The following is a 24,319-nucleotide window of genomic DNA, read 5'->3' on the forward strand; positions in this document are numbered from 1 at the left end:
GGCGGTATACCTGCCAAACAGTTATCGCTGAATGATCTCTGTAACCTTCTTCTGAATCGTCGCCATCACCTCTTCAACCGTCTTATGTCCAGTTTCTACTGGCTGCAATTCATTAATGAACATGTCATTAATTTGCGAGTAGTTGGTGATTAAGTGGTTATAGGATTCGAAGCCGTAGTTAACAGCACCCTCGTAGACATTTTTGATATCCTGTGGATCGATACCGTCAAAATGTTTATAGTAAGCTTCTGCAGCTTCGGTGTTGACTGGCGGGTTACCGCCACTAAGCTCAATGGATTTCTCTTGCACTTCGCTTGTGATCAGGTATTTGATCCATTCAAAAGCTTCCTTCGGATGTTTGGAGTCCTTCAAGATCAGCAGCGGATCGACATAAAGGGTGCTGCGTACCTTATCGTTGCCTCCCCATGGGACAGCAGCAACGCCAATTTTGAAGGGGAAGTCATTTGCGCCTGCAAGGTTCCATGAGCCTCCGATAGACATGCCGATTTTACCAGCAACAAAGGGATCACCGTTCTGTCCAGCTACGCTTTTGCTCCATTCGGAAGAAGGAGAGACTTTATCCTTAAAGACAAGATCAAAAAGCTTGTTGTAGGCAGCGATCACCTCGGGGGAGTCAAAATAAGTCTCGGAAGGCACGCCGCCATTAGTCCATGTATCTTCTGAGTAAGGCTCCGCTCCAAAATATAATGGCCGCATATCGCGTTCGGACCAAGTGAAGTCTACGCCATATTGAGTTTTGGCGATATCATCGGATACAAGCGTCATTTGTTTAGCTTCGTCGACCATTTTTTCAAACGTCCAGCTCTTATCTTCATAATCGCTTGTTGGATAAGTCAGTTTGGCAGCATCAAACATGTCTTTGTTATAGAGCATCAAGGTGACATACATATTGACCGGGATGCCGTAAGTGTGATCTTTAACCTTGTAGATGCTCATCAGATTCTCTGGGATGCTATAATCCTCTGCCTTGAAACCATCCTCTTTCATAAGGTCGGTCATATCGAGCAACATACCCTTATTGTAGTATTCTGCGAAACCTCCATACCCCCAGTGACTTGTCACGTCGGGCGATTTGCCGCCGGCAATTAGTGTTTGCAGCTTGCTGTCGAACTGCTCATATGGCGCTTTTTCCACTTTCACTTTAATATTCGGATGCTGCTTCTCGAAATCAGGGATTAATTTTTCGACAAATGTGCGGTCTTCTGAATCTATTGTGTAATGGGTAATCGTTACCGTTTCTGCTTTGCCTCCAGAATTAGTAGAGCCACCGTTTCCTTCAGATAGGGCGTTACCCGCCGATTTGCCGCCGCTACAGCCTGATAAGGCTAGAACAACGAGCATGGTTGCTGCAAGTAAAAGCGCAATACTTTTCCTGTTCTTATTCATTAGCTAAACCCTCCATGATTTCAAGTATATTTGGCCGCCGGATGGCGGATTATTACTTAATCCCTGTAAGTACAATCCCTTCGACGAACTGTTTCTGGGCTACAGCAAACAGCGTAACGATTGGGACCATAGCTAGAACCGAAGCAACCATTAGCAGATGCCAAGGTGGAATGCGGAACCTCGATGAGGTAAGAGAAGCCATCCCGACGGGTAGCGTGAACTTATCTGATGAGCTTAAGTAAAGCACTGGCGTAAGCAGATCATTCCAGTTGTAGATAAAAGCAAAGATAGCTACGGTTGCAAGTGCAGGTTTGGAGAGTGGGATTGCTATGGTAGCCCACATCCGTATTTCGCCACAGCCATCAATGCGTCCCGCATCAAACAGCTCTTCAGGCAATGTGGAGAAGAATTGGCGCAGCAGAAAAATATTATAGGCTGAGCCGAAGAAAGCAGGCACGATCAAGGGTAAAAAGGTATCGATCCAATTCATTTGCGAAAAGAGTACAAATTGCGGAATCATAATGGCTGGATAAGGTAACATCATGGTGCTAAGCAGCAGGATGAACCACACCTGATTACCTGTACCTCTGAATCTGGCGAATCCATAGGCGACTAGCGCCGAAGAAATCAAGGTTCCCACAACACTAAAGCCGGCGATAATCAGACTGTTTTTATAAAGTGTACCGAACTGCAGAGTATCAAATATTTCTGTGTAATTGCTCCACTGCCAGCTCTCCGGAAGAAAGGTGGGTGGGAACTTCAGCATCTCACGTTTGGACTTAAGTGAAGTGGAGACCATGAAGAACAAAGGAAGCAGCATCAGAAATGTTGTAACTACTAAAGTGATAAAGCTGAAAATCTTAACAGGCTCCGCTTTCCGGCGACGTTTTGTTCCTTTAGTCCGGGGGCTTAGCGCTCTGACTGTACTCATTTGCGTCCGCCTCCTTCATAGTGAACATAACGGTTAGACAATTTCATAATTAGTGCGGTGCACAGCATAACTACGATAAGGAGCACCCATGCCAAGGCTGAGGAATAACCGGCACGATATTCTTTGAAAGCGCTGGTGTAGAGATTATAGACATAGAACCAGGTAGAGTAATTCGGCCCCCCTTGAGTCATGACAAAAGCTTGGGTAAAGACTTGGAAGGAATCGATCAGTCCCATAATTAGTTGAAAGAGCAACACGGGAGAGATCATCGGTAAGGTAATGTTCAGGAAGATTCTGAAGCGCCCTGCACCGTCAAGGTTAGCGGCTTCGATCAAGCTTGCCGGTACGCCTTGCAGACCTGCGAGGAATAAAATCATTCCTGAGCCTGCTGTCCAGAAGGTCATGATGATCAAGGCATATAGCGCAGTGTCTGGGTTCATCAGCCAAGCCGGTCCATGAATACCGAACCAGGAAAGGATGTAATTGAAGAGCCCGATCTGCGGGTTGAAGATCCAGTACCACAGCAGGGACATGGCCACGCCGGATACCATGCTTGGAAAATACATTGCTGTTCTGAAAAAGCCGCGTAGAGGAATGGTCTGGTGGAGCAATAGCGCAAAGCCAAGACCGAGCGCAAGCTGGATAGGTACACCGATGAAGGTATATCTCAACGTGACAACCACCGATTTCCAGAACAGGTCATTGTGAAACATCTCTGTGTAGTTAGCGAGCCCGATAAATTTAGGTGGGTGTATGATGTCATAATCAGTAAAGCTGAAGTAAAGCGATGATAAGATAGGATAAAGGGCGAATACTAGGAAGCCGATAATCCAAGGAGAAATGAACAGATACATGTAGAACGTCTGCCGCCTGTTCTCGCGATTGATCATGACACACCAACCTCTCGTTTTAAAAGTATAAGCGCTTTAACTTTTAATCAAACTAACACTATTAATTAGCAATAATACTAGGCGCCTAGAGATTAAAGTTTAACCGCTTTAACTTTTTGATTCGCTTTAATAAGCTTATCATAGAGGATGATCACTAAATAATCAACACTTATTTTATCTATAAAAGCGCTATCAGTCATTAAACGTAACATATATTCTGCGATTTTTGTGAAAAACGGACCTAAAACAAGATTCAAGGGATGAATGTGTTAACTATTATAACGTAATGTTATTATTTTTTATTGATATTTCTCATGCTATGATTAGGTTTGGTCATATTTTGTTAGAAATGAGGAAACTGAATGACGACTAGACCTTACTTAAAAATGATCCAGCATTCTGTTACAGCCTCAGGGATTAGCTTTGAGGTAATTACACCAAATTTCGTATATAGAGCGACAGATGGAGTGAAATCATTTGTGATGGTAGACGCTGAGATCGGACTAAACAACAGTGCTTCTACGATTATTGCCATGAGTAAATCTCTAACTTATGATGTTTTGCATAAGGCGAATATCCCAGCCGTAGAACATATTTATTTGCCGCATCCTGACTCCAAATTTAGCAATTTGAATCCTTATCCATTGGCTGAGCGTTATTTCCAAGCGCGCAATGGGGAGGTAGTTATGAAGCAGGATAACGGGGCGCAGGGAAAGCATGTGTACAAAATCAATGAGATAGCCGATCTGCACGAAAAGCTCGATTTATTATTTTCTTTACAGCTTAATGGGGCAATAGGTCCTTATTATGAAGCGGAGATTGAGTATAGAATTGTAACCTTTAATCATCAGGCGCGTGTATTCCTTGGCAAAAAAAGAGTTCTTTCGTGGAAGCATAATTTGATTAACGGGGCTGTTACGATTGAGGTGAAAGATCAGGCCAAACAAGAGGCGCTGGCGGAGCTTGCCTCCCGGACCTCTAAAGCGCTGGGTCTTGATTTCTGCTCAGTAGATATCTTAGAGACAAATCAAGGCTTGATGGTGATTGAGGTTAACCATAAGGTGATGTTAGATGAATATTGCAAGCAAAATCCAAGTGAAGTACCTGGCCTCTCAGACCTTTACAGGGAAGTTATTTTTCAGCGTATGAATCAGTTATAAGCCGATATTCAGCAGCGATTGCCCGAATAATCTTTTGGCATTTCCGATTAGAGTTTGCGTACCCACGATTACAATAATCTCCGAAGGTGATTGTTCTTTAAGATACGTAAGAGCATCCTCTAAACAAGGGAATTCGGAACTTTTTTTGAGAAAACTTTTGGCGATTAGCAGGGCATCCGTAGGGAAAATCAGATGGCTTATATCGGGTTTGGTTACGATTAGTTGATCCGAGACTGTGCTCATGACTTCGATGACCCCTGTGTAATCTTTATCCTTAGGGACACCGATGATGGATGTGACGGTACGGCTGCGCTCAGGATTCACTAATTGAATAAGTTCAGCAAGATAGCTTGCAGAATCTCTATGAATAGCTCCGTCAATAATCGTCAGCGGGTCATGATAGATAACTTCACAACGCCCCGGCCATTGTAATTGTTCAAAACAGTGGTGTACGATCTCCTGATCCAAGGGTCCCCCTGTAATCTCTTCACAAAGTGACACTGCGCTAGCAGCATTGACCGCTTGAAACTGTCCCAATAGCGGGAGGGTCAAGGATGGATAAATGGCTTGCTTCGTCCGGACATCAAAAGTAGTCCCGATAGAAGTGGTTGTGATAGATTCAGCTAAAAACTGTTCTTCATAATATTGCACAGGGTTGGAGGAGAGGTTGTCCTTCATGATCGCAAGAACTCCCGATTTCTGTTTGCTAACATAGACATTTGTTGTGTTGTTTTTGACAATCCCCAGCTTGTGCAGTGTAATGCTGCTCAGATCAGGTCCCAAATGGGCTACATGCTCTTCCATAATCGGGGTAATGACAGCCCAGTCATTGCTCAGGACATTGGTGTCATCAAACCTTCCCCCTCTACCGCATTCAATCACATTGATATCTGTACCCTTCTCCTTAAAGTACAAAGCCGCAATAGCCAAAGCAACCCCAACCGGACCTTGATATTCGTCAGCAGCAAGCTGCTCCTCAATCTGGTGGAAGCCCCCGCGAATTACATTACCTAATCGTACAAAGTCTTCGGTGGCTATTGCCTGCCCATTGACCCGGATTCTTTCGTTGAAATCCACCAGGTGAGGGGAGGTGAATAACCCCACTTTATATCCCAAGTGACTTAACAGAGAGGAGATAAATCTAGAGGTGGAGCCTTTACCTTTACTGCCTGTGACCAGTATGTATTTTTGATTACGATCCGGACTTCCAACTGCATCCAGTAATACTCTGGTTAACTCCGGTTTTCTAACTTCTTCATCCAAAGTTTGTGTAATGTTGTTAATGGCTCTTAGATAAGAGCTGTAGATCATATCTTCAACTTGGGATTGTGAAGTGAATTCCACGGAAATCCCTCCATTTAATTAATTTTGGCGCGTTCCTCAGATAGTGTTGTGTAGATGATAATCGGAAGTAACACAAGAGAAATGATGACGGTCAGAGCGATGCTCCAGTTCAAATCTTTATATAGCTGTACTATGGTGAACAACAAAGCGATAACAGGTAAGACCAGTTTGTTTAAGTGCTTTAGGAATAAGGAGTACATACTTCTTTTTACGGTAACTGATGTGCCGATGCTTGGAATTTCTAACTCGTTACGCGATAAGGCGGTGATTCCGATAAATAAGTGGCTGTCGATAAATTTAAGCTGCTCATTATCCGCATGAAGCTTGACCGACTGGGCAATATGCTCCGTATCGATGTCTAAGATGGGGATGGTGATTTGTTTTGAATTATAGGAGATCACGATCTGATCTGTTTCTTCCATGCCTAGCAGTTTTCTAACATTCGGATGAATTCTGCATAAATTCTGGTGCTCATCAAAAGGGTAAGGATGGCCCACTCTGAGGGTGAGCTCTCTTTTGCCAATAAAAAAGTTCCCTAATGCACTTAAGGGCCGTTGGATCAGTTGATTTATAAGTTTATGTATGCCTGGCTTGGGTTGAGAACGCGTCCTAGCGCGAGTAATGATTAATGGGTCATGCCCCTCGGAATGGGTTTCCAGCAATAACATGATGTATCTGTTGAAGTAAAGGGTATTCGGTTTGGCTGTGCTATCTTCTCGTAAAGTTAGGTTTACCCGGAAGCCATTTTTGGGATTGATAAGTTCTACTTGATTCGTATATTTACGGACGAGTGCTGGACAGGCTTTTACATAGGGTTTGGCAATCTCGTCCACTTTAGGAATTCCCCGAAGAACTGTGTCGTATTCTGGCTTCGTTATAGTTAATCCTGTAGTGAGGCAGTCCCCAAGCTTGTCCTTTGCCCGCTTGGATAATTGGATTGAACCTCTTGGCACCTCATCTGCCGATAAAATTAAACAGCTGACTTTCACACCATTCTCTGCTGTAAGATCAACGAAGATATGCTGGACTAAACCTAATTCCTTTAACTCTTCAGAGTTCATTGTGATTTCTTCACGAGGTTGAAGGCTTTGTTTGTCTAGAATAGTAAAGGTTTGCTCGATAATAATGTCAGACACCGCCCAATAGTTTAATGATTTGTTCAAGGGAATGAATGGTTTTTTGGAATAAATCAAACGCATTCGGGTTACGATAATTTCGATTAATTTCAATTTGAATACTTTGAACTAACAATTCCTTAGCACAATATGAAGTAATCGTTCCAGGATGGGAAGCGGAAAATGTATGATTTTGTCGAACTTTGGTAAAACCATTATTGTTAAAGATGCCTATGACGTCATTTAAATTATTCTCTCGTATAGAGGTTCCGTACAGTGTCCCTAGGTCAATATCAAACTCCCGAAGTTTGGAAGCCCCGTGCAGATCGATCACAAACTGAATGCGATGTTCTTTGACAAGCGCTCGTAGCGCAGCCTTATATTCTCCACCTAAGATGTAATTTGGGTCTTCTTTGGAGAAGCTATTCGAATAAATACAGTAGCAATTTGTGAGCTTTTGTAACAAGAGGGCAAGGGAGCCTGTATACATGTCAGCTGGTTTTACAGCATGTTCTCGAAAATGGTTAATGGCATGTGGAGCTGAGACAAGTACAGGAAGGGAGCCTTCTACAATCGAGTAGGAGGGATCTACCCCGATATCGCCAAAATAATTATTATTGGAGAATTGTAGCTCATACTGTTCGATCAGAGATAAAATATGCAATCACCTATTCATAGTTATTTAATGGGTCGTTAACCATTAGTATGTCCTAAGCATTCACCATTCATGAATAAGGATGAATCTATTATAACGCTTGCAAGGTTTGCCGTGGGCAGTTTTTCCATAAAATGATTCTAAAAGATTAGCTATTGAAAAGTTCAAAATGGTGTGCTAATATTTCAATTGAAAACGTTACCGATAAGGATACCGATAAGGATACCGATAAGGATACCAAAAAGTAGGCTGGGGATTACTTAAGCAAATGAAAACGCTGACATAATTTTCACTGAGAGCATCGGAACGTCTTCATGCGAAGTAATTTAATAAAAAGTACGAGGGGGAAGAAGAATGAAGAATATCAAAAAATATTTAGGGCTCATGTTAGTAATGTCTATGGTTGTTGTCTTAGCGGCAGGATGTGGGAATAAAGAAAATAATTCTGCATCCAATGATGGAAACGCTACATCTGGTAAAAAAGGGTCAGTTTATTTCTTGAACTTCAAACCTGAGATTGCAGAAATATATGAAAAGATCGCTAAGGATTACGAAGCAGAAACAGGAGTTAAGGTAAAAGTCGTAACGGCTGCTGCGGGTACTTACGAAACTAAATTGAAATCCGAAATCTCCAAGTCTGAAGCGCCAACTATTTTCCAAATTAACGGACCTGTTGGTTTTCAATCCTGGAAAGATTACACCTTGGATTTGAAAGATACTAAGCTTTACAGCTATCTGTCCGACAAAAGCTTGGCTGTAACTGAAGGTGAAGGCGTGTATGGTATCCCTTACGTAGTTGAAGGATACGGCATCATCTACAACGACGCAATTATGAAGAAATACTTCGCTTTGGCTGATAAAGCGGTATCGATCTCCACCACAACTGAGATCAATAACTTCGATACTTTGAAGGCAGTAGTAGAAGATATGACGGCTAAAAAAGACCAACTGGGCATTAAAGGTGTATTCGCCTCCACTTCCCTCGCTGCTGGCGAGCAATGGAGATGGCAGACTCACCTTGCAAACTTGCCGCTGTACTATGAATTCAAAGACAATACTGAGTTTGACAACACCGTTCTTGCGGGTCTAGCTTCTAAAGAAGTTGAATTCAAATACAACGATAAATTTAAAAATATTTTCGATCTGTACATCAAGAACTCTGTAACTAAAGAATCCTTGCTGGGTAGTAAATCCGTAGCTGACTCCATGGCTGAATTTGCACTAGGTAACGCAGCAATGGTTCAAAACGGTAACTGGGCTTGGTCACAAATCAACGATGTTGACGGTAACGTAGTTAAAGCTGAAGAAATCAAATTCTTGCCTGTTTACACCGGTATGGAAGGCGAAGAAAAACAAGGTCTGGCTGTAGGTACAGAAAACTATTTCGCAATCAACAGCAAAGTATCTGCTGAGAACCAACAAGCTTCTATCGCTTTCTTGGAATGGTTGTTCTCCAGTGAAAAAGGTAAAGCTTATGTAACTAACGATCTAGGTTTCATCGCTCCATTCAATACCTTTGAAGACAGCGAAAAACCAGCAGATCCACTTGCTAAAGAAGTATCTGCTTGGATGGAAAAAGATCTTACTTCTGTAGCTTGGACATTCGCAGCATTCCCAAGTGAAGAATTCAAAAACGTCTTTGGTGATGCCCTCTTGCAATACGCTCAAGGAAACAAAACTTGGGATGAAGTTGTAACCATCTTCAAGGACACTTGGAAGGCTGAAAAAGCAAAATAATAAATGCATGGAAAGATGCTTGAATAACTCTCAGTTGTCATACAGATAAAAGCTTAGTGCCACTGGGCTCCCTCGGGATTCAGTGGCACTAAGCAACAATTTGAGTGGATCTTGCTACGTTTCATCATTTTCCATACTGAGATAGGAGAAGACTCCATGGAAAAATCGATAAAAAAATATTTTGCTCTTTTTGCATTACCGACCATAATAGCCTTTGGAATTGCATTTGTGATCCCTTTTCTTTTGGGTATATATTTGTCTTTTACAGAGTTTACTACAGTCAATGATGCAACATGGATAGGGTTTGGCAATTACGCTAAAGCTTTTTCGAATCAAGAGTTTCTAAATGCATTAGGTTTTACCGTTAAATTCACAGTTTTATCTGTTCTTACTATTAATGTGTTCGCCTTCATCTTGGCGATGTTGTTAACTAGAAAGCTAAAAGGTACCAACGTATTTAGAACGATCTTCTTTATGCCTAACTTGATAGGCGGTATCGTATTAGGATACATCTGGCAGTTGATTTTTAATGGGATTTTGTACAAATTTGGTGTCACTTTGACCTCTGATGCAACGTACGGATTTTGGGGACTAATCGTTCTTATGAATTGGCAATTGATAGGGTACATGATGATTATCTATGTTGCAGGTATTCAGAATGTTCCTAAAGATATAGTAGAAGCCGCAAGAATTGATGGAGCTTCACGTTCTAAGATTTTGCGTAATGTGACTATTCCACTCGTAATGCCGTCCATTACTATTTGTTTATTCTTAACCTTATCCAATTCATTTAAATTGTTTGACCAGAACTTAGCATTAACCGCTGGTGCTCCGTCTAAGCAGACCTCCATGTTAGCACTGGACATCTACAATACATTCTACGGAAAATCAGGATGGGAAGGTGTCGGTCAAGCGAAAGCCGTCGTATTCTTTGCTTTAGTAGCCTTAATCGCCTTAATACAACTTGTCATTACTAGAAGAAAGGAGGTTGAGAACTAATGCAAAAGACTAGAGCAAAAGATTACTCCATATTCACCATTTTGTTGGTCTTGGCCATTGCGTTCTTATCTCCTATTTTTATTGTTCTGATGAACTCCTTCAAGGGTAAGTTCTACATTAGTGATACGCCGTTCTTATTCCCTAATGAGACTACATTTGTTGGTTTAAAGAACTATACTAGTGGTGTAGCAAAGATTGATTTTTTCAGTGCCTTCGGAATGTCCTTGTTTATCACGGTATGCTCGGTGGCTGTGATCGTGTTATTTACTTCCATGACTGCATGGTACATTACCCGGGTGAAGTCCAAATTCACAGGTATGATGTATTATGCGTTTGTATTCTCGATGATCGTGCCTTTCCAAATGGTTATGTTCACAATGACTAAGACTGCAAACGTGCTGCATCTCGACAATCCGATTGGGATTATCTTAATCTATTTAGGGTTTGGATCAGGGCTGTCTGTGTTTATGTTTAGCGGATTTGTGAAGTCTATCCCGCTTGAAGTTGAAGAAGCGGTAATGATTGATGGCTGTAATCCACCTCAGGCCTTCTTTAAAGTGGTATTGCCCATCCTGAAACCTATTGCTGTAACTGTAGCTATCCTTAATGTAATGTGGGTATGGAACGACTTCCTATTGCCAGACCTGCTGATTGGTACAGAATATAAAACGATTCCTATTGCGATCCAGTACCTAAAAGGTGGATACGGATCGATTGACATGGGAGCTATGATGGCGATGCTGGTCTTAGCTATTGTGCCAATCATCATTTTCTACCTGACTTGTCAAAAGTACATCATCGAAGGTGTCGTTGCAGGTGCGGTTAAGGGTTAAGCTTGATCTACCTCGTTAAATAAATTAATATTCATGTAAGAAGCGAGTAGGGTGTTTTTCTTGATGGGTGACCATCAGGAATCCCCTGCTTTCTTATTTTGACTATGAAGTTGAATAAGGATTAAGGAGTTTGATAGATACTAACAAGTAAAGGATAGATAGAAATGGAGAGACTGACTATTATAGACATCGCCAAATTATGCGGTGTTGGCGTGACTACTGTATCAAGGGCTATTAACAATCATCCGGATATTAATGAAGAAACAAAAGCGATGGTTATGAGGGTTATCAAAGAAAATCATTATGTTCCGAACAACAGTGCAAGAAATTTAAAACGTTCTGATTCGAAAACGATTGCAGTATTGATTAAAGGGATATCCAATCCATTTTTTAGCCCGATGATCAAAGTGTTCGAAAAAGAGATTCAACGCAAGAAATACTCCTTCATCCTACAACGAGTTGATGAGAATCAAGATGAGATCGAAGTGGCGATTGAGCTGGAGAAAGAAAAACGGTTGAAGGGAATTGTCTTCTTAGGGGGGTTATTCTCACACTCTCAAGAGAAATTACAGCAATTAACGGTTCCATTTGTCCTTAGTACGATTGGGATGACGGAAGAGTTTGATTTGAGCGACTATTCCTCTGTATCTGTAGATGACTTTAATGAGAGTTATAAAATTGTCGACTATCTATGTAATCTAGGGCATGAGAAAATCGCGGTCATTACTGCACCAGAAGAAGATGTAAGTATCGGTAAGCTGAGATATGAAGGGTATAAAAAGGCTTTAGCTGATCATGGAATCGCTTATAATGAACGGCTAGTGCGGCGGATGAAAGAAGATATCGACAGTTACAGTATGGAAAATGGGTATGCGGTTACAAAAGAATTGCTAGAGTTAGGAGAAGAGTTCACCGCTATTTTCACCTTATCAGATAGTATGGCTATCGGCGCCTGTAAGGCGATATTTGAAGCGGGCAAGCGAGTCCCGGAAGATTACTCGGTTGCTGGTTATGACGGATTGGATATTTCCTTCTATTATAATCCTTCTATTACTACCATCAAACAGCCGGTAGTAGAGATTGCGGAAGCGACGATTAAGATTCTCTTTGATCTCATCAATAAGAAGGTTAATCATGCGCATCAGATTTTCCCGGCAGAATTAATAGTTAGAGAATCTACGAGGTCTTTATTGTAGTTTCAACAAGTGAGTATGTTTAAGTTTATTTACGAATCGGGGTGGGGAGATAGAACCGCAAGAGATTAAACCTAACGATATCAACAGCATCACACGGTTTCTCACCGCATTTGGTGATCCTACTCGGATTCGGATTGTTACGTTATTAGGGAATAAAGGTCGGCTGAATGTTGGGGAAATTGCAGGTGAATTCGAAATAAGCAGGCCAGCGATTTCACATCATCTCAAAATCCTACGGGATGCCCGCATTGTTGACCATAAAAAGAGAGGCCAGGAAGTTTATTACTGGCTGGCGCGTGAACGGCTAGCAACAAACTTTAGGGCGCTTGCTGATTTGGCAACGTCGTTTAATCATGGGGACTAAGCCATCTCAAGGGAATGGTTCAGTCCCATTTTAGGATAACCAGGCATTTACCATATCCGAGACGGGTTTATAGATAAATATCATCCATCCCAGTGGGTTAGAGAACGAAATATGTAACGCATTAATAAGACTGAAGAAAGTTCCCAGCAACAGAAGAAATGAGAAAATCCACATCTCCTTGATTAATTTTTTCCTCCACATCAGGGGAACTTCAATGGCTGCTATAATGGCTACAACTATGAGAATCACTACTATACCCAATATTCACAACCTCCCAAACCATCTAGTTTCGAGATATTAAGTCTTTGCTCAGTGCTCTTCTGAACATTACTGCGCTTAACAAAACCAAGTGTAGTAATAGGTTAACACTCGATACTCAAAGATTCCACCTACAGATATGCGCCTTGCGATGTTATACATGGTTTTGTTCACTCCAATTCATCACTTCGTCTCTTCTAGGAAAGAGTTAGTCACTTTCCCTAACAGGCGAATCTTAATATCCATCTTTACGCTTATTGGAAGGTTAACAAAGGTCTCATCCCAATTGTTTCGCAGTTTCTTCCACGCCTGCGGGTTAGAACGATGGATGATTTCGCCGAATCCAAAAATATCGCTTTTGTATTCATTCTGTACCTTTTTAATAGTAGTTTTAAATAAATTTTGGACTTTTTTATTGGCGATTTGTTCTAATTCGGTGATAGTTTTTGTGTCTGTCAGTTCTAGATTTCTACACTGAACCTCTCCTATATCTGATTCTATATGTTGCTCAATACTGACTTCTGGTTTGTCACTATGGATGCTGCCTTTCATTTTGGAACGGGCTTCAAATACATCAAGCGAAACCTTTTTACCTTCGGGACATTGGATATAGAAAACAGTGCTCTCAACTTTATTGGTTAAATAGTTATACACTTTTGATTCCTCAGGATTTAGCCAACCAATCAATTTGTCCTCCTTGAATACGGCCAATCCGGAGTATTTCAATTCTGTTGGAGAGTCTACCGTTTCAACATTATTCGGAGTTTCTCCTACATCTACACTACCCTCGATGACAACACCTGTTAAGACTGGATTCTTACCCCTACTCACAAGTTCTGTAATTAGTGTTCCTAATGTCACAGTAGATGTAGGTGCCCAATTTTTCTCCGAGCTTTCCAGACTGAAAAACAATCGCACGGCAGGAATCTTTTCAAGACTGGTTAATATTTTCAACGCATCTTCTGCCTTTGCATCCTTTGCTACCACTATAAAATAATCATTTCGCGTATCGGTATCTCTTGACATGAAATCAAGAACATCACTAATTCCCTCTTTAGCCAAATCCTCGCCAAGGACTAGGATTCGTAAATGAGAGATATAAATTTTACGTGGACTAACGGTTGTGATTTTCCTAAGGGCTTCATATACGGTATGCCCCGTCGCTTTGTAAAGGTTGACTGGTGCCTGAGGAGAGCCTCCCTTTGAGCCAGCGATTTGACTGGGTAAGACCACTTGTGCAGAAACTTGATATTGATCTCCAATTTTATCGATACCTATTCCTACAGCAATCGCAAGATCATTTAATTCTCGGCGGCTCCAGCAACCTGTTACAAATATTTGCATGAGAATAAGAACACAAATCAGAAGCGATCTTCGTTTCATGGTTTAATCCTCCGTTAGATCTTTCGGTATTCATGACTCCGAGCCCATCTTTAGCTTCTAGATTTTAAGCCTTTGCTCAGTGCCCTTCGAAACATCCCCACACCCAACAACACCAAGGGTAGAAATAACCCGAAGGTTATAACATAGTACACCCAATAATTATCGAATACTTTGTTGTAATAGGTGTAATTTGGCGCAATAAGAGGTGCTAGTGTAACCAAAATTAATCCTGCGGGTAGAGTTAGCACTCGGTACTCTTTTAGTTTGAATAATTGAGACAACCCCAGAACGAAAGCATAGAAGTATAAGGTAACTTCTATAAACAAGGTTAACATCCAAAGTAGTGCTATCATGGCTTCCACCCGCTCGAAGAAACCACCAACGGATATGCGCCTTGCAATGTTATAACTGGGATAGATATCCCTGGTTGTCAGATCCGGACCCAGCACTAATATGGAAATAGTGATTGTCAGGAAGATAATAATACCGCCTAAGAAACAGCCCTGTAATAAGCCTTTGGTTATCTTTTGTTGTTGGTGTACATAAGGGAGAAACATTAGAAAAACAACCGGTTCTAAAAAGGTGTAAGCCGTAATGGAAATAGACCCTCTCACCACTGGTTTTATGCCATCCTCCAATATGGGCAGTAATCTGACAATCTCCATCTGAGGAATAATTGCGACCGTCAGAATCAGAAATAGGATAATAATCATAGGTGTAAAGATCTCTCCAGCTCGTCCTATGACTTCAATACCTAGTCGTGTAGCCATAATCACGATCACCATGAATAAGATTAAAACAGCCGGAATAGGGGTTCTCGGTAATATTTCGGATGTAACGAACTCACTGAGTTCTCGCATGCTTCCAACGGTGACGATAAGAAAATACATTAAGGTCAAAAGCGATAGAATAGTCCCAATCCATTTTCCAAAAGCCTTTTGAATCACTTCAATAAGCGTTAGTTTGGGGTACAACTTTGCGAACTTGCTGTACATATAGATGGCTAGTAAACCTACGATCATGCCAATTAATGCGGAAATCCAGGCATTTTGTCTGGCGTAGTGTGTAGTGGAAGGGGGGATTACGAGAATGGAGTCCCCGATCGTAAGGAACATAACCAGTATGGTAAGCTGGCGAGTACTTATTTTACCTTTTTCGAGCATGGCTTTGTTCACTCCAATTTATCACTTCATAGGTCAAGGTTTCAGGGGCTATTCCTCTGTGAGATCTCCCGGTTTTTCCGGTGGTGTGCTCTTTTCCCGAACGATATTTTTTTTATTGATTAGCTTAGGGCGGGTAAACATAGCCCAATGCGGCATTCGGAAAAAGGTGTCCTTTTGATCGGCGAGATTATAGGGAGCAAACGGGCTCAAATAAGGAACGCCAAAGGAACGTAAGCTGCACATGTGAAGAACTATCGCAATAACCCCGATGATGATACCGAACAAACCAAAAGATGCAGCAAGGAACATCATCGGGAAACGGAGCATTCTGATGGTCAGGGCAAGATCGAAGGATGGCAGCACAAAGCTGGAGATAGCAGTAATAGCGACGACAATAAGCATGGCAGCAGAAACAATGCCGGCATCAACTGCCGCAGTCCCAATCACCAGGGTGCCTACAATGGATACAGATTGGGCTATGGTTTGAGGCATTCGTACACTCGCTTCCCTTATAATCTCGAAGGCAAGCTCCATTAAGAGTGCTTCAATAAATGCTGGAAGCGGTACGCCCTCCCGTTGTGCAGCTAGACTGATCAGCAGGGTTGTGGGCAGCATCTCCTGATGAAAGGTAGTAATAGCTACATACAAAGATGGGGCTAGTAGTGAAATAAAAATACTGAAGTATCTAAGCATCCGTACTAAGGTGCTGACATCGGCACGTTGATAATAATCTTCCGCTGTCTGCATGAAGGAAACGAATAAGGTAGGGACCGTCATTACTATAGGAGTCCCATCTACTAATATGGCTACTTTTCCTTCCATAAGAGCAGCAGCTATAACGTCAGGACGTTCCGTATGATGGATGGTTGGAAATGGGGTATAGGTTTCATCCTCGATTAATTCTTCGATATAGCCACTTTCCAGGATACCGTCAATGTCGATCCGATCTAAACGTGAGTGTACTTCTTGCAGAATCTCATCACTAACAATGCCATTGATGTACATGAGGGCTACGTCTGTCTGTGTTACACGTCCAATTTGCTGTGTTTCTAACCAAAGATTGGGGTCTTTTATTTTCCGCCGGATTAATGCGGTATTCGTGCGTAAGCTTTCTGTGAAGGCTTCCTTTGGTCCACGAATCACCGTTTCAGTGGCACTTTCCGTTACGCCACGGTCTTTCCAGTCACGCATGCCTATGGTGAACCCTTTGGTATATCCATTGAGTAAGAGGATCACATCTCCGGATAATAGAGAGGTGAATAAAGAATTGAACTCCGTCGCATCTTTAATATCCCCTACAGTGAGCATGTGATCTTTTAATAATTGATAGTTGGCTGTTTGTCTATCAAGACTTGGATCTGGAAGTTCTAAGATTAGTGATTCCAGAATGAAATCCTGAATAGCTTTACTATCCGCCAATCCATCTGTATAGAAAATAGCTGCTTTAATCTGGTGTTTGGAACCAATAAAGAATTCTCTAATCACAAGATCTGTACTATTGCCGAGTGTTGTTTTTATATATTGAATATTATCTTGAAGTTTTTCTTTAATAGGTTCCTTAGGTAATTCTTTAGTGGGGTTGGGGTGCCCTAATGAAGGGTTCTTAAAAACTTTTGTTATTGTTCTGTTCAGAAATCCCATAGTTGTTATCCCTCTTCCGCTGGTGCTGTAAATATAGCTATTACCATAATGAGGTGGGATTATTCTGAACCATAGATGGGTTCATACACACCAAAAAAGCCGCAGAGAGATTCTCTGCAGCTAGCTAGAAGCGCTTAATTAAGACTTTAAGACGTCCAATCGTTATATAAATGCTTCTCCGTTAGGATGGACAACAACTGAATACCAACCTCATTATGGCCACCTTCAGGGATGATCAGGTCAGCGTATTTTTTGGATGGTTCGATAAACGCTTCATGCATAGGTTTAACTGTACTCAAATATTGATGATGGATCGACTGGATGCTCCGTCCACGTTCTTCAATATCTCTAAGGACCCGGCGGAGAATACGCACATCAGGATCGGCATCCACGAATACCTTGATGTCGAGCATTTCACGGAGATTCTCGTCAGAAAGGACGTGGAGTCCCTCAATGATTACAATATTGTTTGGCTTCAGTTCTACCGTCTCTGTAGTGGAGCGGGCATGGACTGTAAAGTCATACACGGGAGCGAATGCGGTCTGTTCTTCACGCAGAGATTTAAGATGCTCAATGAGCAGCTCGTTATCGAAAGCGAAAGGATGATCGTAATTAATGGATTCACGTTCAGCAAAGCTGAGATGTGAGTGATCCTTATAGTAGTTATCTTGAGATATGAAAGTTACCTTTCCCGTTCCAAGACGGTCAATGACGGAGCGGGCTACGGTTGTTTTTCCCGAGCCGGTGCCGCCGGCGATACCAATAATGAGCATGTGATTCAATAACCCTCCCTAAGATTGCCGTTGCAATTCCAATATTGTAGCACAGCGCTCATGTTTTTTCACCTTAGATCGGGTAAAATTAAGATGGGATTTTTGGAAATTCGTCTATATTAGGGACAAGGCAAATCCGGAAGGGGTTATTCAACGAATGAACGGAAAAAAATCAGTACAAGAGGCTTTTAATGAAACGGCCTATCGAATCGCAGGGAATGGGAATAGAGATGTGCAAGTGTTGAAGGAAGCCTTGGCAGCCGTAGAGAACAGTACGGCATCTGATATCTATGGAACGGGCGAAGTGATTGAAGATTTCCAGACGAAAATGGCGAATATCCTGGGCAAAGAAACCGCAGTTTTCTTTCCGAGCGGAACGATGGCGCAGCAAATCGCTTTAAGAATCTGGTGCGATGAAAAAGAGGTGAAAAAAGTAGCCTATCATCCCTTATGCCACTTGGAGATCCATGAGCAGGATGGCATGAAGGAATTACATCATATTGAGCCTATCTTGCTTGCGGATAAGGACCGATTAATCACTTTGGAGGATGTGGCGAATCTAAAGGACGATATCGCTTGTCTGTTGCTGGAATTACCCCAGCGCGAGATTGGTGGTCAGCTGCCAGAGTACACGGAGCTTGAAGCTATTTCTGCTCATTGCCGTGCACGCGGCATTAAATTGCATTTGGATGGGGCGAGATTATTTGAGATTCTTCCGTATTACGGGAAGTCAGCAGCTGAAATCTCTGCACTCTTTGATAGTGTGTATATATCCTTTTATAAAGGAATTGGAGGAATCGCCGGGGCAATTCTTGCAGGCAGCGAAGACTTTACGAAGCAATCAAAGATATGGAAACGGCGGCATGGTGGAGACTTAATCAGCTTATATCCGTACATCATTTCTTCTGATTATTATTTCCGGCAAAGAGAGGGCAGGATGCAGCAGTATTATGAAGGCGCGAAGGAGCTTGCTGCTTGGGTTAATCAATGTCACGACGTAACCACTTTGCCCGCTCAACCTGTCTCCAATATGTTTCACATGCATTTTCAAATGTCTAAGGAACAAATTGAACCGATTCTGTCAGCGGTGTATGAGGCGACAGGAATCGGTTTAAGCGCGGGAATAAGAGCTACCGGGGAGCATACTTCTTATTGTGAGATCAGCATTGGAGACAAGTATGCCGACATTCCAAAAGAAAAGCTTAGGGAGTTTTTTCTGCTGCTCGATAAGCTAATGAACGAATCATCTGCCGAGTAGCGTACGGAGTAAGGAGATTCGTAATAATTGTTTTTTAATAAGCTTCATGCGAAACTCATTTTTTAATTGATTGTAGATCAGCGGGCAATGGTTAAGCGCCCAATGGTACATGAATTTAAAGTCTGTAGCATCTTTTGCAGAATTTAATAAATAGTATGAGATCGTATCGTAAGCATTATGGTTGAACCATTCCGTCATTTCCTGTGCGTTATATCCATATTTCTGCACGGCCATATTCTTAATGAGTTTCTTTTCTTCCAGATTCTCAATTAAGAATCCTTGGCTCAGATTAAAGGTGATATTGTTCCCGTGTATTCTGTACACGCCGGCAATCACATCAATGAAGCCCGCATCACCTACCAGCAGGGAACGCAAATAGATGGAAGCATCGTTGACCATATTCATATCTAGGATATCCATAGCCATTAAGGCCTCTCGTTTAAAGACAGTAGTTAAAGTAGAGGCGGGTTTTGGATATCCTTTTTTCTCGAAATTCATGAAATAATCGCGTTTCTTAATAATGCTGCTAAGCTGCAGATTGGAGATTTTTAGTTGTTTGGCTTTGGAATACTCCAGGAACACATTCGCAGCTACAAATGATATTTCGGGATGAAGGAGATGGAAGCGGACCGCTTTACTGAAATAATTCATGTCGATCAGATAATCATCATCATCGAGAAAAAGAACATATTCCCCATCACCATGTGCAGCGAAAGCTTTTCGGCGATTATTTCCAGGTCCGCTATTGGTAGCATTGCGCATGTAAATGACCCGTGGCTCCGCCCCAAAGTGTTGCTGCATTAACTCTTCCGTGCCATCTGTAGAACAATCATCAATCACTGTAATCTCTTTATTGGGATAGTCCTGCATTAAGATACTTTGGATCGCTTGGTATAGGAATGCTTTTCTATTATAGGTAGTGATAATGACACTGATCTTGGGGGAATCGGCTAAGGCCTGGACCGTTGGATAGGAAATTTCCGTATCCGAAATGCGGCTTTCCATTTTAACCAACCCCTGAATTAAACCTGCGATATCGCTGGCAACAATGCTGAATTGTTCAGATAAATAGAATTTCAAGGTATCCTCTGAAGCCCTCCCCGTGAGATAAGCATGAATAACCTCAGATAAGGTTTCCAGATAAGGTTTGATTTGTACATTTTGTTCTTGATCTATGATCTGGCGGCATCTTTGCAATAGTTCTGTATCATCTATTTGGATGGTGGGTGAATGGTTTATTTCATCATTTAGGTCATTTAAAAAGACGTAACAGGCTTGCTGTAAAACCTCGCTATGATCCATTTCCAGTCCTCCTGTTGTGTTATTTGGATAAACCACTTACCTCAGGCTGAGCGTTAATTTTATTTTTGAGTTTATATCGATACTTTTTGAGATGTTCCCATGTATAAAGGAAGACTTCCCGTTCCATTAAAGAGCCGATTACGAAATATACAGGCAAGATCACAAATCCTAGAAGTACACCCCAGATCATAAGCCCCAGATAGGAATGGATCGGGATGTCGATGGCGGTGATGATTAGAATAATGCCTACAAAAACTACTGCATTCGTGAGCCATCTTCTAAAAGTGACCCAAGGACTGCGGTCCAGTAAATGTTTGCTGGCATAGATTACAATATCTATGGAGCGGTATAAGAGGGCAGCTATCGTTCCCATTAGTACACCGTAAATTCCCATGAAGATTACGAAGACAATAGAAGCCACCAGATTAATGGCGGATTCCAGAATGGAACGGTTTTGTGTTTTTTTGAAATGTCCAGCGATGGTAATCACATTATTGGAAGACGTTCTGGCATTGGTTAATAATTTGATGACTACGAACAGGACCGGCAGCCACATATCAATGTAATTCACGTCGTTTACCCCAGCCGTATACAATTTCATAAAGGGTAAAATCAAAATGTAAGCCACCGTTAGAATCGAGAAGATAAGCCCCATAAAATACACTTCGTAAGCATCATAAAATTTAATAAATGCTTCTTTGCTCTCATGGTAGCTTTGCCCGAGGGCAGCCTTCACACTTCCGTTTATGGTCTGGACGATATTATCCACGATCGTAAAAATCATATTGTACATAACATAGATACTGACGATTTTTAGATTCGTAAAGATGGTTAATATGAGTACGTCCGTATTTCTAAACACCAAGTAGGAGATTTCATGGACTAATACGGAATTCTTTTGGCCAATAGCTTCATAGTCTGGTTTGAGATTCAGGTTGATCCACTTGTAATTCTTATTCATATAAATATAGAAAGCGATAATTTGAAGTAAGGTTAAGATAAAATAGGAAGCTTGAACGGCAATAATGTCCACACCTTGCAGTAATAACAGAATCCGGATCAGGCTGTTCATAATATTAGCTACAGTGACAATAGAAGTCTCTACATAGCTTTTTCCCTCCGCAGCGAGCAGGACCTTGAATTTTCCCTGAAAATAATAATTGATCGCTCCGCCCATCCCTGTAAGCAAAATAATGACCATAATCGATAATTTATCGATCTCAGAAGAGATCACCAGCGGGTACACGATGGCGAGTAGCAGTACGGCGAAGAAATAGTAAATGCCTGTTTTTTTATAATAGCTGGAGGTGGCAGCCAGAATAGAGTTAATATTGTTTTTATTATTCGAAGCTACCGGCTTATAAAGCGCTTGGATCGAGGCCGCTCCAACACCTGCTTCCAGCAGCGCCAAATAACTAATAATCTGCACAATCGAAGCGATCAACCCATTGGCCTCAGAGCCATAGTTGACCATTATCAGTCTGGGTATAAAAAAACCGAGGATGATCGTGATGAGTTGACTTCCCAGTCCAAAGGATAAGTTAAGAATGCTCCGCTTGGCTTTCATAACGAATCCCCCTTTCGTAAAGCGATAAATACGTATCTAGATGCTCGAAATGCCTTTCGGCTTGTTTTGCTTGCAGTGTGACATCCATAGAGCAGGTGATCATACTTTCAAAAATCTGTGCAGGCTGGACCTGTTCCAGCGTATTGAAATCGGCATACAGACCTGTGAACCCAACATCTTTCATTACATTGATCATTTTTTTGCTGTAGGCTACGGGGAATACCGGTTTATTAAATACCCAGCCCAGAATCATTGCATGGAATCTTGAAGCCACAATAGATCTGGCATTAGCTAACACGGACAATACTTCTTCCATGTTCGTTTTATATAAATGCACTTGCATAGCATCCTTGTAGGAGGGACCGATAAGGCGCTGAATCTCTTCAATTGCCAGTTGATCGCCTTCGTGTTCGCAAAATGACATGAAATGAACCGCGTAACCTTTTTCAATGAAATAAATTGCGAGTTCTTTCATTTTTTCATAATAGAGGTTGTCAAAACCGTTCAGACCTTTCGTAGAAGGCTTAATAACGGATAAGACGATGTAATCCTCCGGTTCGTTTGGAATATCTGGCGGGTCTAGCTGAAAAATAATATCTGGGGCTAAGCGGACATTATCCAGATCCTTAAATAAATCATAAGAGTACTGTTCTCTGAAACATATATCTGTATAATCCTTGAAAATCCGCTTGTGCTCATCATAGTATTCTTGATTTGTAAAAGGGCCAAAATTAGATCCTAACAGATAGTAAGGCTTATTTTGATTACGAATGACTTCTGCATTCTTGAAATGCTCTGCCCAGTGGTCTGCCTCCATGAAAATCGAGCCGCCGATATGAACGACGCCATCTGAGTGATCTGCCAGATATTTGTGAGCCACATTATGTATCTTTAGCTTCCTGCAAATATAGCCAATGCCTCTTAGAAGAAGGGAATCGGAAGGATACACTTTGAGGTTAGGGAGCTCTTTGAAACATTGTTTATAGAGGCGTGGTGCGCAAATTCTGAATTTGGTATCCGGATATCTTTCGCATAGCACCTTAATGAATAGATCATCACCCAGATTAAATTCGGTATAGGCGTATATCAGCATCTTTTTCATATTCTAGATTCCTTTCGGGTTCCGTTCCCTTTAAGTAGGTTGCGCTTGAACCTGGATAAGCTTCTCTCCACAGAGATGAATCTGTGATATAGAAGCGGGGAGATTAAAAATGTTCTGATATAAAGGGTTAATCTGCGATTATCTCCTCTATAACGTCTTATGAGTTCATCCATTTCTTGATTGAGCTTGGGATAGGTATGGTTGATGTCACGAAGTAATTCCTGAATGCTTACCCCTTCCGTACCATTTAGACAGGTTTTGAGGTTGAAAAAGTAGTTCTCAATCAGCTCCCGGTTCATTAACAATGGGGAGATCGTATCTAGTTCAGCAAAGGGATAGGTTTTGAAATATTCATCCACCCTTTTAAAAGCATCCACTACATCAAATTTATTCACGTTATAGCTGTTGGAGATGGAGGAGTTTCTCTGTAAATAAAATGATAGTATATCCGGGATTGAGATGACTCTGGCCGCTCTGGACAAGGCTTTGTAGATGAACTCTTGATCCTCTCCATTCACACAGCGTTCTGTATAACCTAGCTCGTGGAGAAGTAGGAATTCTCGCTTATAAGCGATACTCCCTGTCCATATTCGCAAGCTCTTGTTCACGAAAATCCGCGCCAGTGCTTCACTTCCCGTCACGTCGCTGAAATCAGAGGTACAGCTCAATAGAGTTTCTCTGCCTTCGGAGACATGATTATAACCCCAGCAAATAATCTCGGGTTGTTCATCTTGGGTATAAGACTGAAGGGTTGAGACCAAGTCTGCGGAGACATAATCATCTCCATCTACAAAAAGAACATAATTACCTGTGGCTTCAGCTAAACCCCTATTTCTAGCCGCGCTTACTCCATGATTCTCCGTTTGAATGACTTTACAGAAAAGGCCGGGATTACGCGAAAGAATCTTTTCTATAACGTTGTAAGTGTTATCCGTAGAACCATCATCTACGATGATGACCTCGAAATGCGGATCGCTTTGGTCAAGGAGTGAATTGAATATAGGGGTTATATACTGCTCTATATTATATACCGGGATCACAAGGCTTAGATTCATGGGCTCGCTCCTTTCCTGTGTAAAACGGGACGATAAGCTATCTTAAGCTTACCCCTCGTATGAAAAGATTGTATATACTACTTTAGTTTACTTATTGCTGGCTCTACTCGTTGTAGCATCATGTGAATAATAATTATTACAATATGTAAAATGAAAATATTATGGTTTGGTTTAACATAGATAGAA

21 protein-coding genes are annotated in these 24,319 nt (G+C 41.7%); 6 read left to right on the forward strand and 15 right to left on the reverse strand.

Annotated features, from left to right (window positions below):
- Positions 1-21: 21 nt before the first annotated feature.
- Genes NYE72_RS01215 through NYE72_RS01225 form a run of 3 tightly spaced genes read right to left on the reverse strand, consistent with a single transcriptional unit; the run spans position 22 to position 3,228 of the window.
- On the reverse strand, positions 22-1,407 hold the full coding sequence (locus NYE72_RS01215; protein ID WP_339211126.1) for a sugar ABC transporter substrate-binding protein: 1,386 nt from the start codon (positions 1,405-1,407) through the stop codon (positions 22-24).
- A gap of 52 nt (positions 1,408-1,459) precedes the next feature.
- Complete coding sequence (locus tag NYE72_RS01220) at positions 1,460-2,338, reverse strand: carbohydrate ABC transporter permease (protein WP_038568194.1); 879 nt, start codon at positions 2,336-2,338, stop codon at positions 1,460-1,462.
- Complete coding sequence (locus NYE72_RS01225; protein WP_036687229.1) at positions 2,335-3,228, reverse strand: sugar ABC transporter permease; 894 nt, start codon at positions 3,226-3,228, stop codon at positions 2,335-2,337. Before NYE72_RS01225 ends, NYE72_RS01220 begins: the two co-directional genes overlap by 4 nt.
- A gap of 362 nt (positions 3,229-3,590) precedes the next feature.
- Here NYE72_RS01225 and NYE72_RS01230 point away from each other — a divergent pair, with 362 nt between their 5' ends.
- Positions 3,591-4,388, forward strand: coding sequence for a hypothetical protein (locus NYE72_RS01230; protein ID WP_339211127.1), 798 nt, complete (start codon positions 3,591-3,593; stop codon positions 4,386-4,388).
- On the opposite strand, the gene NYE72_RS01235 is transcribed toward NYE72_RS01230, so the two are convergent.
- The 3 genes from NYE72_RS01235 to NYE72_RS01245 all read right to left on the reverse strand — a co-directional run bounded on the left by NYE72_RS01235 (position 4,383) and on the right by NYE72_RS01245 (position 7,511).
- Positions 4,383-5,732, reverse strand: coding sequence for a Mur ligase family protein (locus tag NYE72_RS01235; RefSeq protein ID WP_076101127.1), 1,350 nt, complete (start codon positions 5,730-5,732; stop codon positions 4,383-4,385). The genes NYE72_RS01230 and NYE72_RS01235 overlap by 6 nt on opposite strands.
- Positions 5,733-5,746: 14 nt before the next feature.
- Positions 5,747-6,793, reverse strand: a complete 1,047-nt coding sequence (locus tag NYE72_RS01240) for a hypothetical protein (protein ID WP_339211129.1) — start codon at positions 6,791-6,793, stop codon at positions 5,747-5,749.
- 67 nt (positions 6,794-6,860) lie between these two features.
- The gene (locus tag NYE72_RS01245; RefSeq protein ID WP_339211131.1) at positions 6,861-7,511 is read right to left on the reverse strand and encodes an N-formylglutamate amidohydrolase; all 651 of its coding nucleotides are present in this window, start codon (positions 7,509-7,511) and stop codon (positions 6,861-6,863) included.
- Between the two features lie 345 nt (positions 7,512-7,856).
- On the opposite strand from NYE72_RS01245, the gene NYE72_RS01250 reads away from it, so the two are divergent.
- From NYE72_RS01250 to NYE72_RS01265, 4 genes are all read left to right on the forward strand, one after another.
- The gene (locus NYE72_RS01250) at positions 7,857-9,239 is read left to right on the forward strand and encodes an ABC transporter substrate-binding protein (RefSeq protein ID WP_036687237.1); all 1,383 of its coding nucleotides are present in this window, start codon (positions 7,857-7,859) and stop codon (positions 9,237-9,239) included.
- 156 nt (positions 9,240-9,395) lie between these two features.
- Positions 9,396-10,238 carry a sugar ABC transporter permease gene (locus tag NYE72_RS01255; RefSeq protein WP_036687240.1) on the forward strand — a complete coding sequence of 281 codons (843 nt, stop codon included), beginning with the start codon at positions 9,396-9,398 and terminating at the stop codon, positions 10,236-10,238.
- Positions 10,238-11,071 carry a carbohydrate ABC transporter permease gene (locus NYE72_RS01260; RefSeq protein ID WP_036687243.1) on the forward strand — a complete coding sequence of 278 codons (834 nt, stop codon included), beginning with the start codon at positions 10,238-10,240 and terminating at the stop codon, positions 11,069-11,071. The genes NYE72_RS01255 and NYE72_RS01260 overlap by 1 nt, the downstream gene beginning before the upstream one ends.
- A gap of 164 nt (positions 11,072-11,235) precedes the next feature.
- A complete protein-coding gene (locus tag NYE72_RS01265) occupies positions 11,236-12,267 on the forward strand; it encodes a LacI family DNA-binding transcriptional regulator (RefSeq protein ID WP_036687244.1) in 1,032 nt (343 codons plus the stop codon).
- 394 nt (positions 12,268-12,661) lie between these two features.
- On the opposite strand, the gene NYE72_RS01270 is transcribed toward NYE72_RS01265, so the two are convergent.
- The 5 genes from NYE72_RS01270 to udk all read right to left on the reverse strand — a co-directional run bounded on the left by NYE72_RS01270 (position 12,662) and on the right by udk (position 17,849).
- On the reverse strand, positions 12,662-12,892 hold the full coding sequence (locus NYE72_RS01270) for a hypothetical protein (RefSeq protein ID WP_235219548.1): 231 nt from the start codon (positions 12,890-12,892) through the stop codon (positions 12,662-12,664).
- Positions 12,893-13,072: 180 nt separating this feature from the next.
- Positions 13,073-14,272, reverse strand: a complete 1,200-nt coding sequence (locus NYE72_RS01275) for a Ger(x)C family spore germination protein (RefSeq protein ID WP_076101132.1) — start codon at positions 14,270-14,272, stop codon at positions 13,073-13,075.
- A gap of 50 nt (positions 14,273-14,322) precedes the next feature.
- Positions 14,323-15,435, reverse strand: coding sequence for an endospore germination permease (locus NYE72_RS01280; protein WP_076101133.1), 1,113 nt, complete (start codon positions 15,433-15,435; stop codon positions 14,323-14,325).
- Positions 15,436-15,483: 48 nt separating this feature from the next.
- Positions 15,484-17,076, reverse strand: a complete 1,593-nt coding sequence (locus NYE72_RS01285) for a spore germination protein (protein WP_036687248.1) — start codon at positions 17,074-17,076, stop codon at positions 15,484-15,486.
- 146 nt (positions 17,077-17,222) lie between these two features.
- Positions 17,223-17,849 carry a uridine kinase gene (gene udk, locus NYE72_RS01290; RefSeq protein WP_036687251.1) on the reverse strand — a complete coding sequence of 209 codons (627 nt, stop codon included), beginning with the start codon at positions 17,847-17,849 and terminating at the stop codon, positions 17,223-17,225.
- Positions 17,850-18,006: 157 nt separating this feature from the next.
- Between udk and NYE72_RS01295 the strand changes: the two genes are divergently transcribed.
- The gene (locus tag NYE72_RS01295; protein WP_036687253.1) at positions 18,007-19,107 is read left to right on the forward strand and encodes a beta-eliminating lyase-related protein; all 1,101 of its coding nucleotides are present in this window, start codon (positions 18,007-18,009) and stop codon (positions 19,105-19,107) included.
- On the opposite strand, the gene NYE72_RS01300 is transcribed toward NYE72_RS01295, so the two are convergent.
- The 4 genes from NYE72_RS01300 to NYE72_RS01315 are packed head-to-tail and all read right to left on the reverse strand — an operon-like array spanning position 19,093 to position 24,133.
- The gene (locus NYE72_RS01300) at positions 19,093-20,409 is read right to left on the reverse strand and encodes a glycosyltransferase family A protein (RefSeq protein ID WP_051491495.1); all 1,317 of its coding nucleotides are present in this window, start codon (positions 20,407-20,409) and stop codon (positions 19,093-19,095) included. The genes NYE72_RS01295 and NYE72_RS01300 overlap by 15 nt on opposite strands.
- Before the next feature lie 19 nt (positions 20,410-20,428).
- A complete protein-coding gene (locus NYE72_RS01305) occupies positions 20,429-21,976 on the reverse strand; it encodes a sugar isomerase (protein ID WP_036687254.1) in 1,548 nt (515 codons plus the stop codon).
- Entirely contained in the window at positions 21,951-23,078 is a 1,128-nt protein-coding gene (locus tag NYE72_RS01310) for a polysaccharide pyruvyl transferase family protein (RefSeq protein WP_076101135.1), read from the reverse strand. Before NYE72_RS01310 ends, NYE72_RS01305 begins: the two co-directional genes overlap by 26 nt.
- Positions 23,075-24,133, reverse strand: a complete 1,059-nt coding sequence (locus NYE72_RS01315; protein WP_076147660.1) for a glycosyltransferase family 2 protein — start codon at positions 24,131-24,133, stop codon at positions 23,075-23,077. Before NYE72_RS01315 ends, NYE72_RS01310 begins: the two co-directional genes overlap by 4 nt.
- Between the last annotated feature and the right edge of the window lie 186 nt (positions 24,134-24,319).

This window comes from Paenibacillus sp. FSL L8-0333 (assembly GCF_037965665.1).
In the GTDB taxonomy this organism is placed as follows: Bacteria; Bacillota; Bacilli; order Paenibacillales; family Paenibacillaceae; genus Paenibacillus_AQ; species Paenibacillus_AQ odorifer.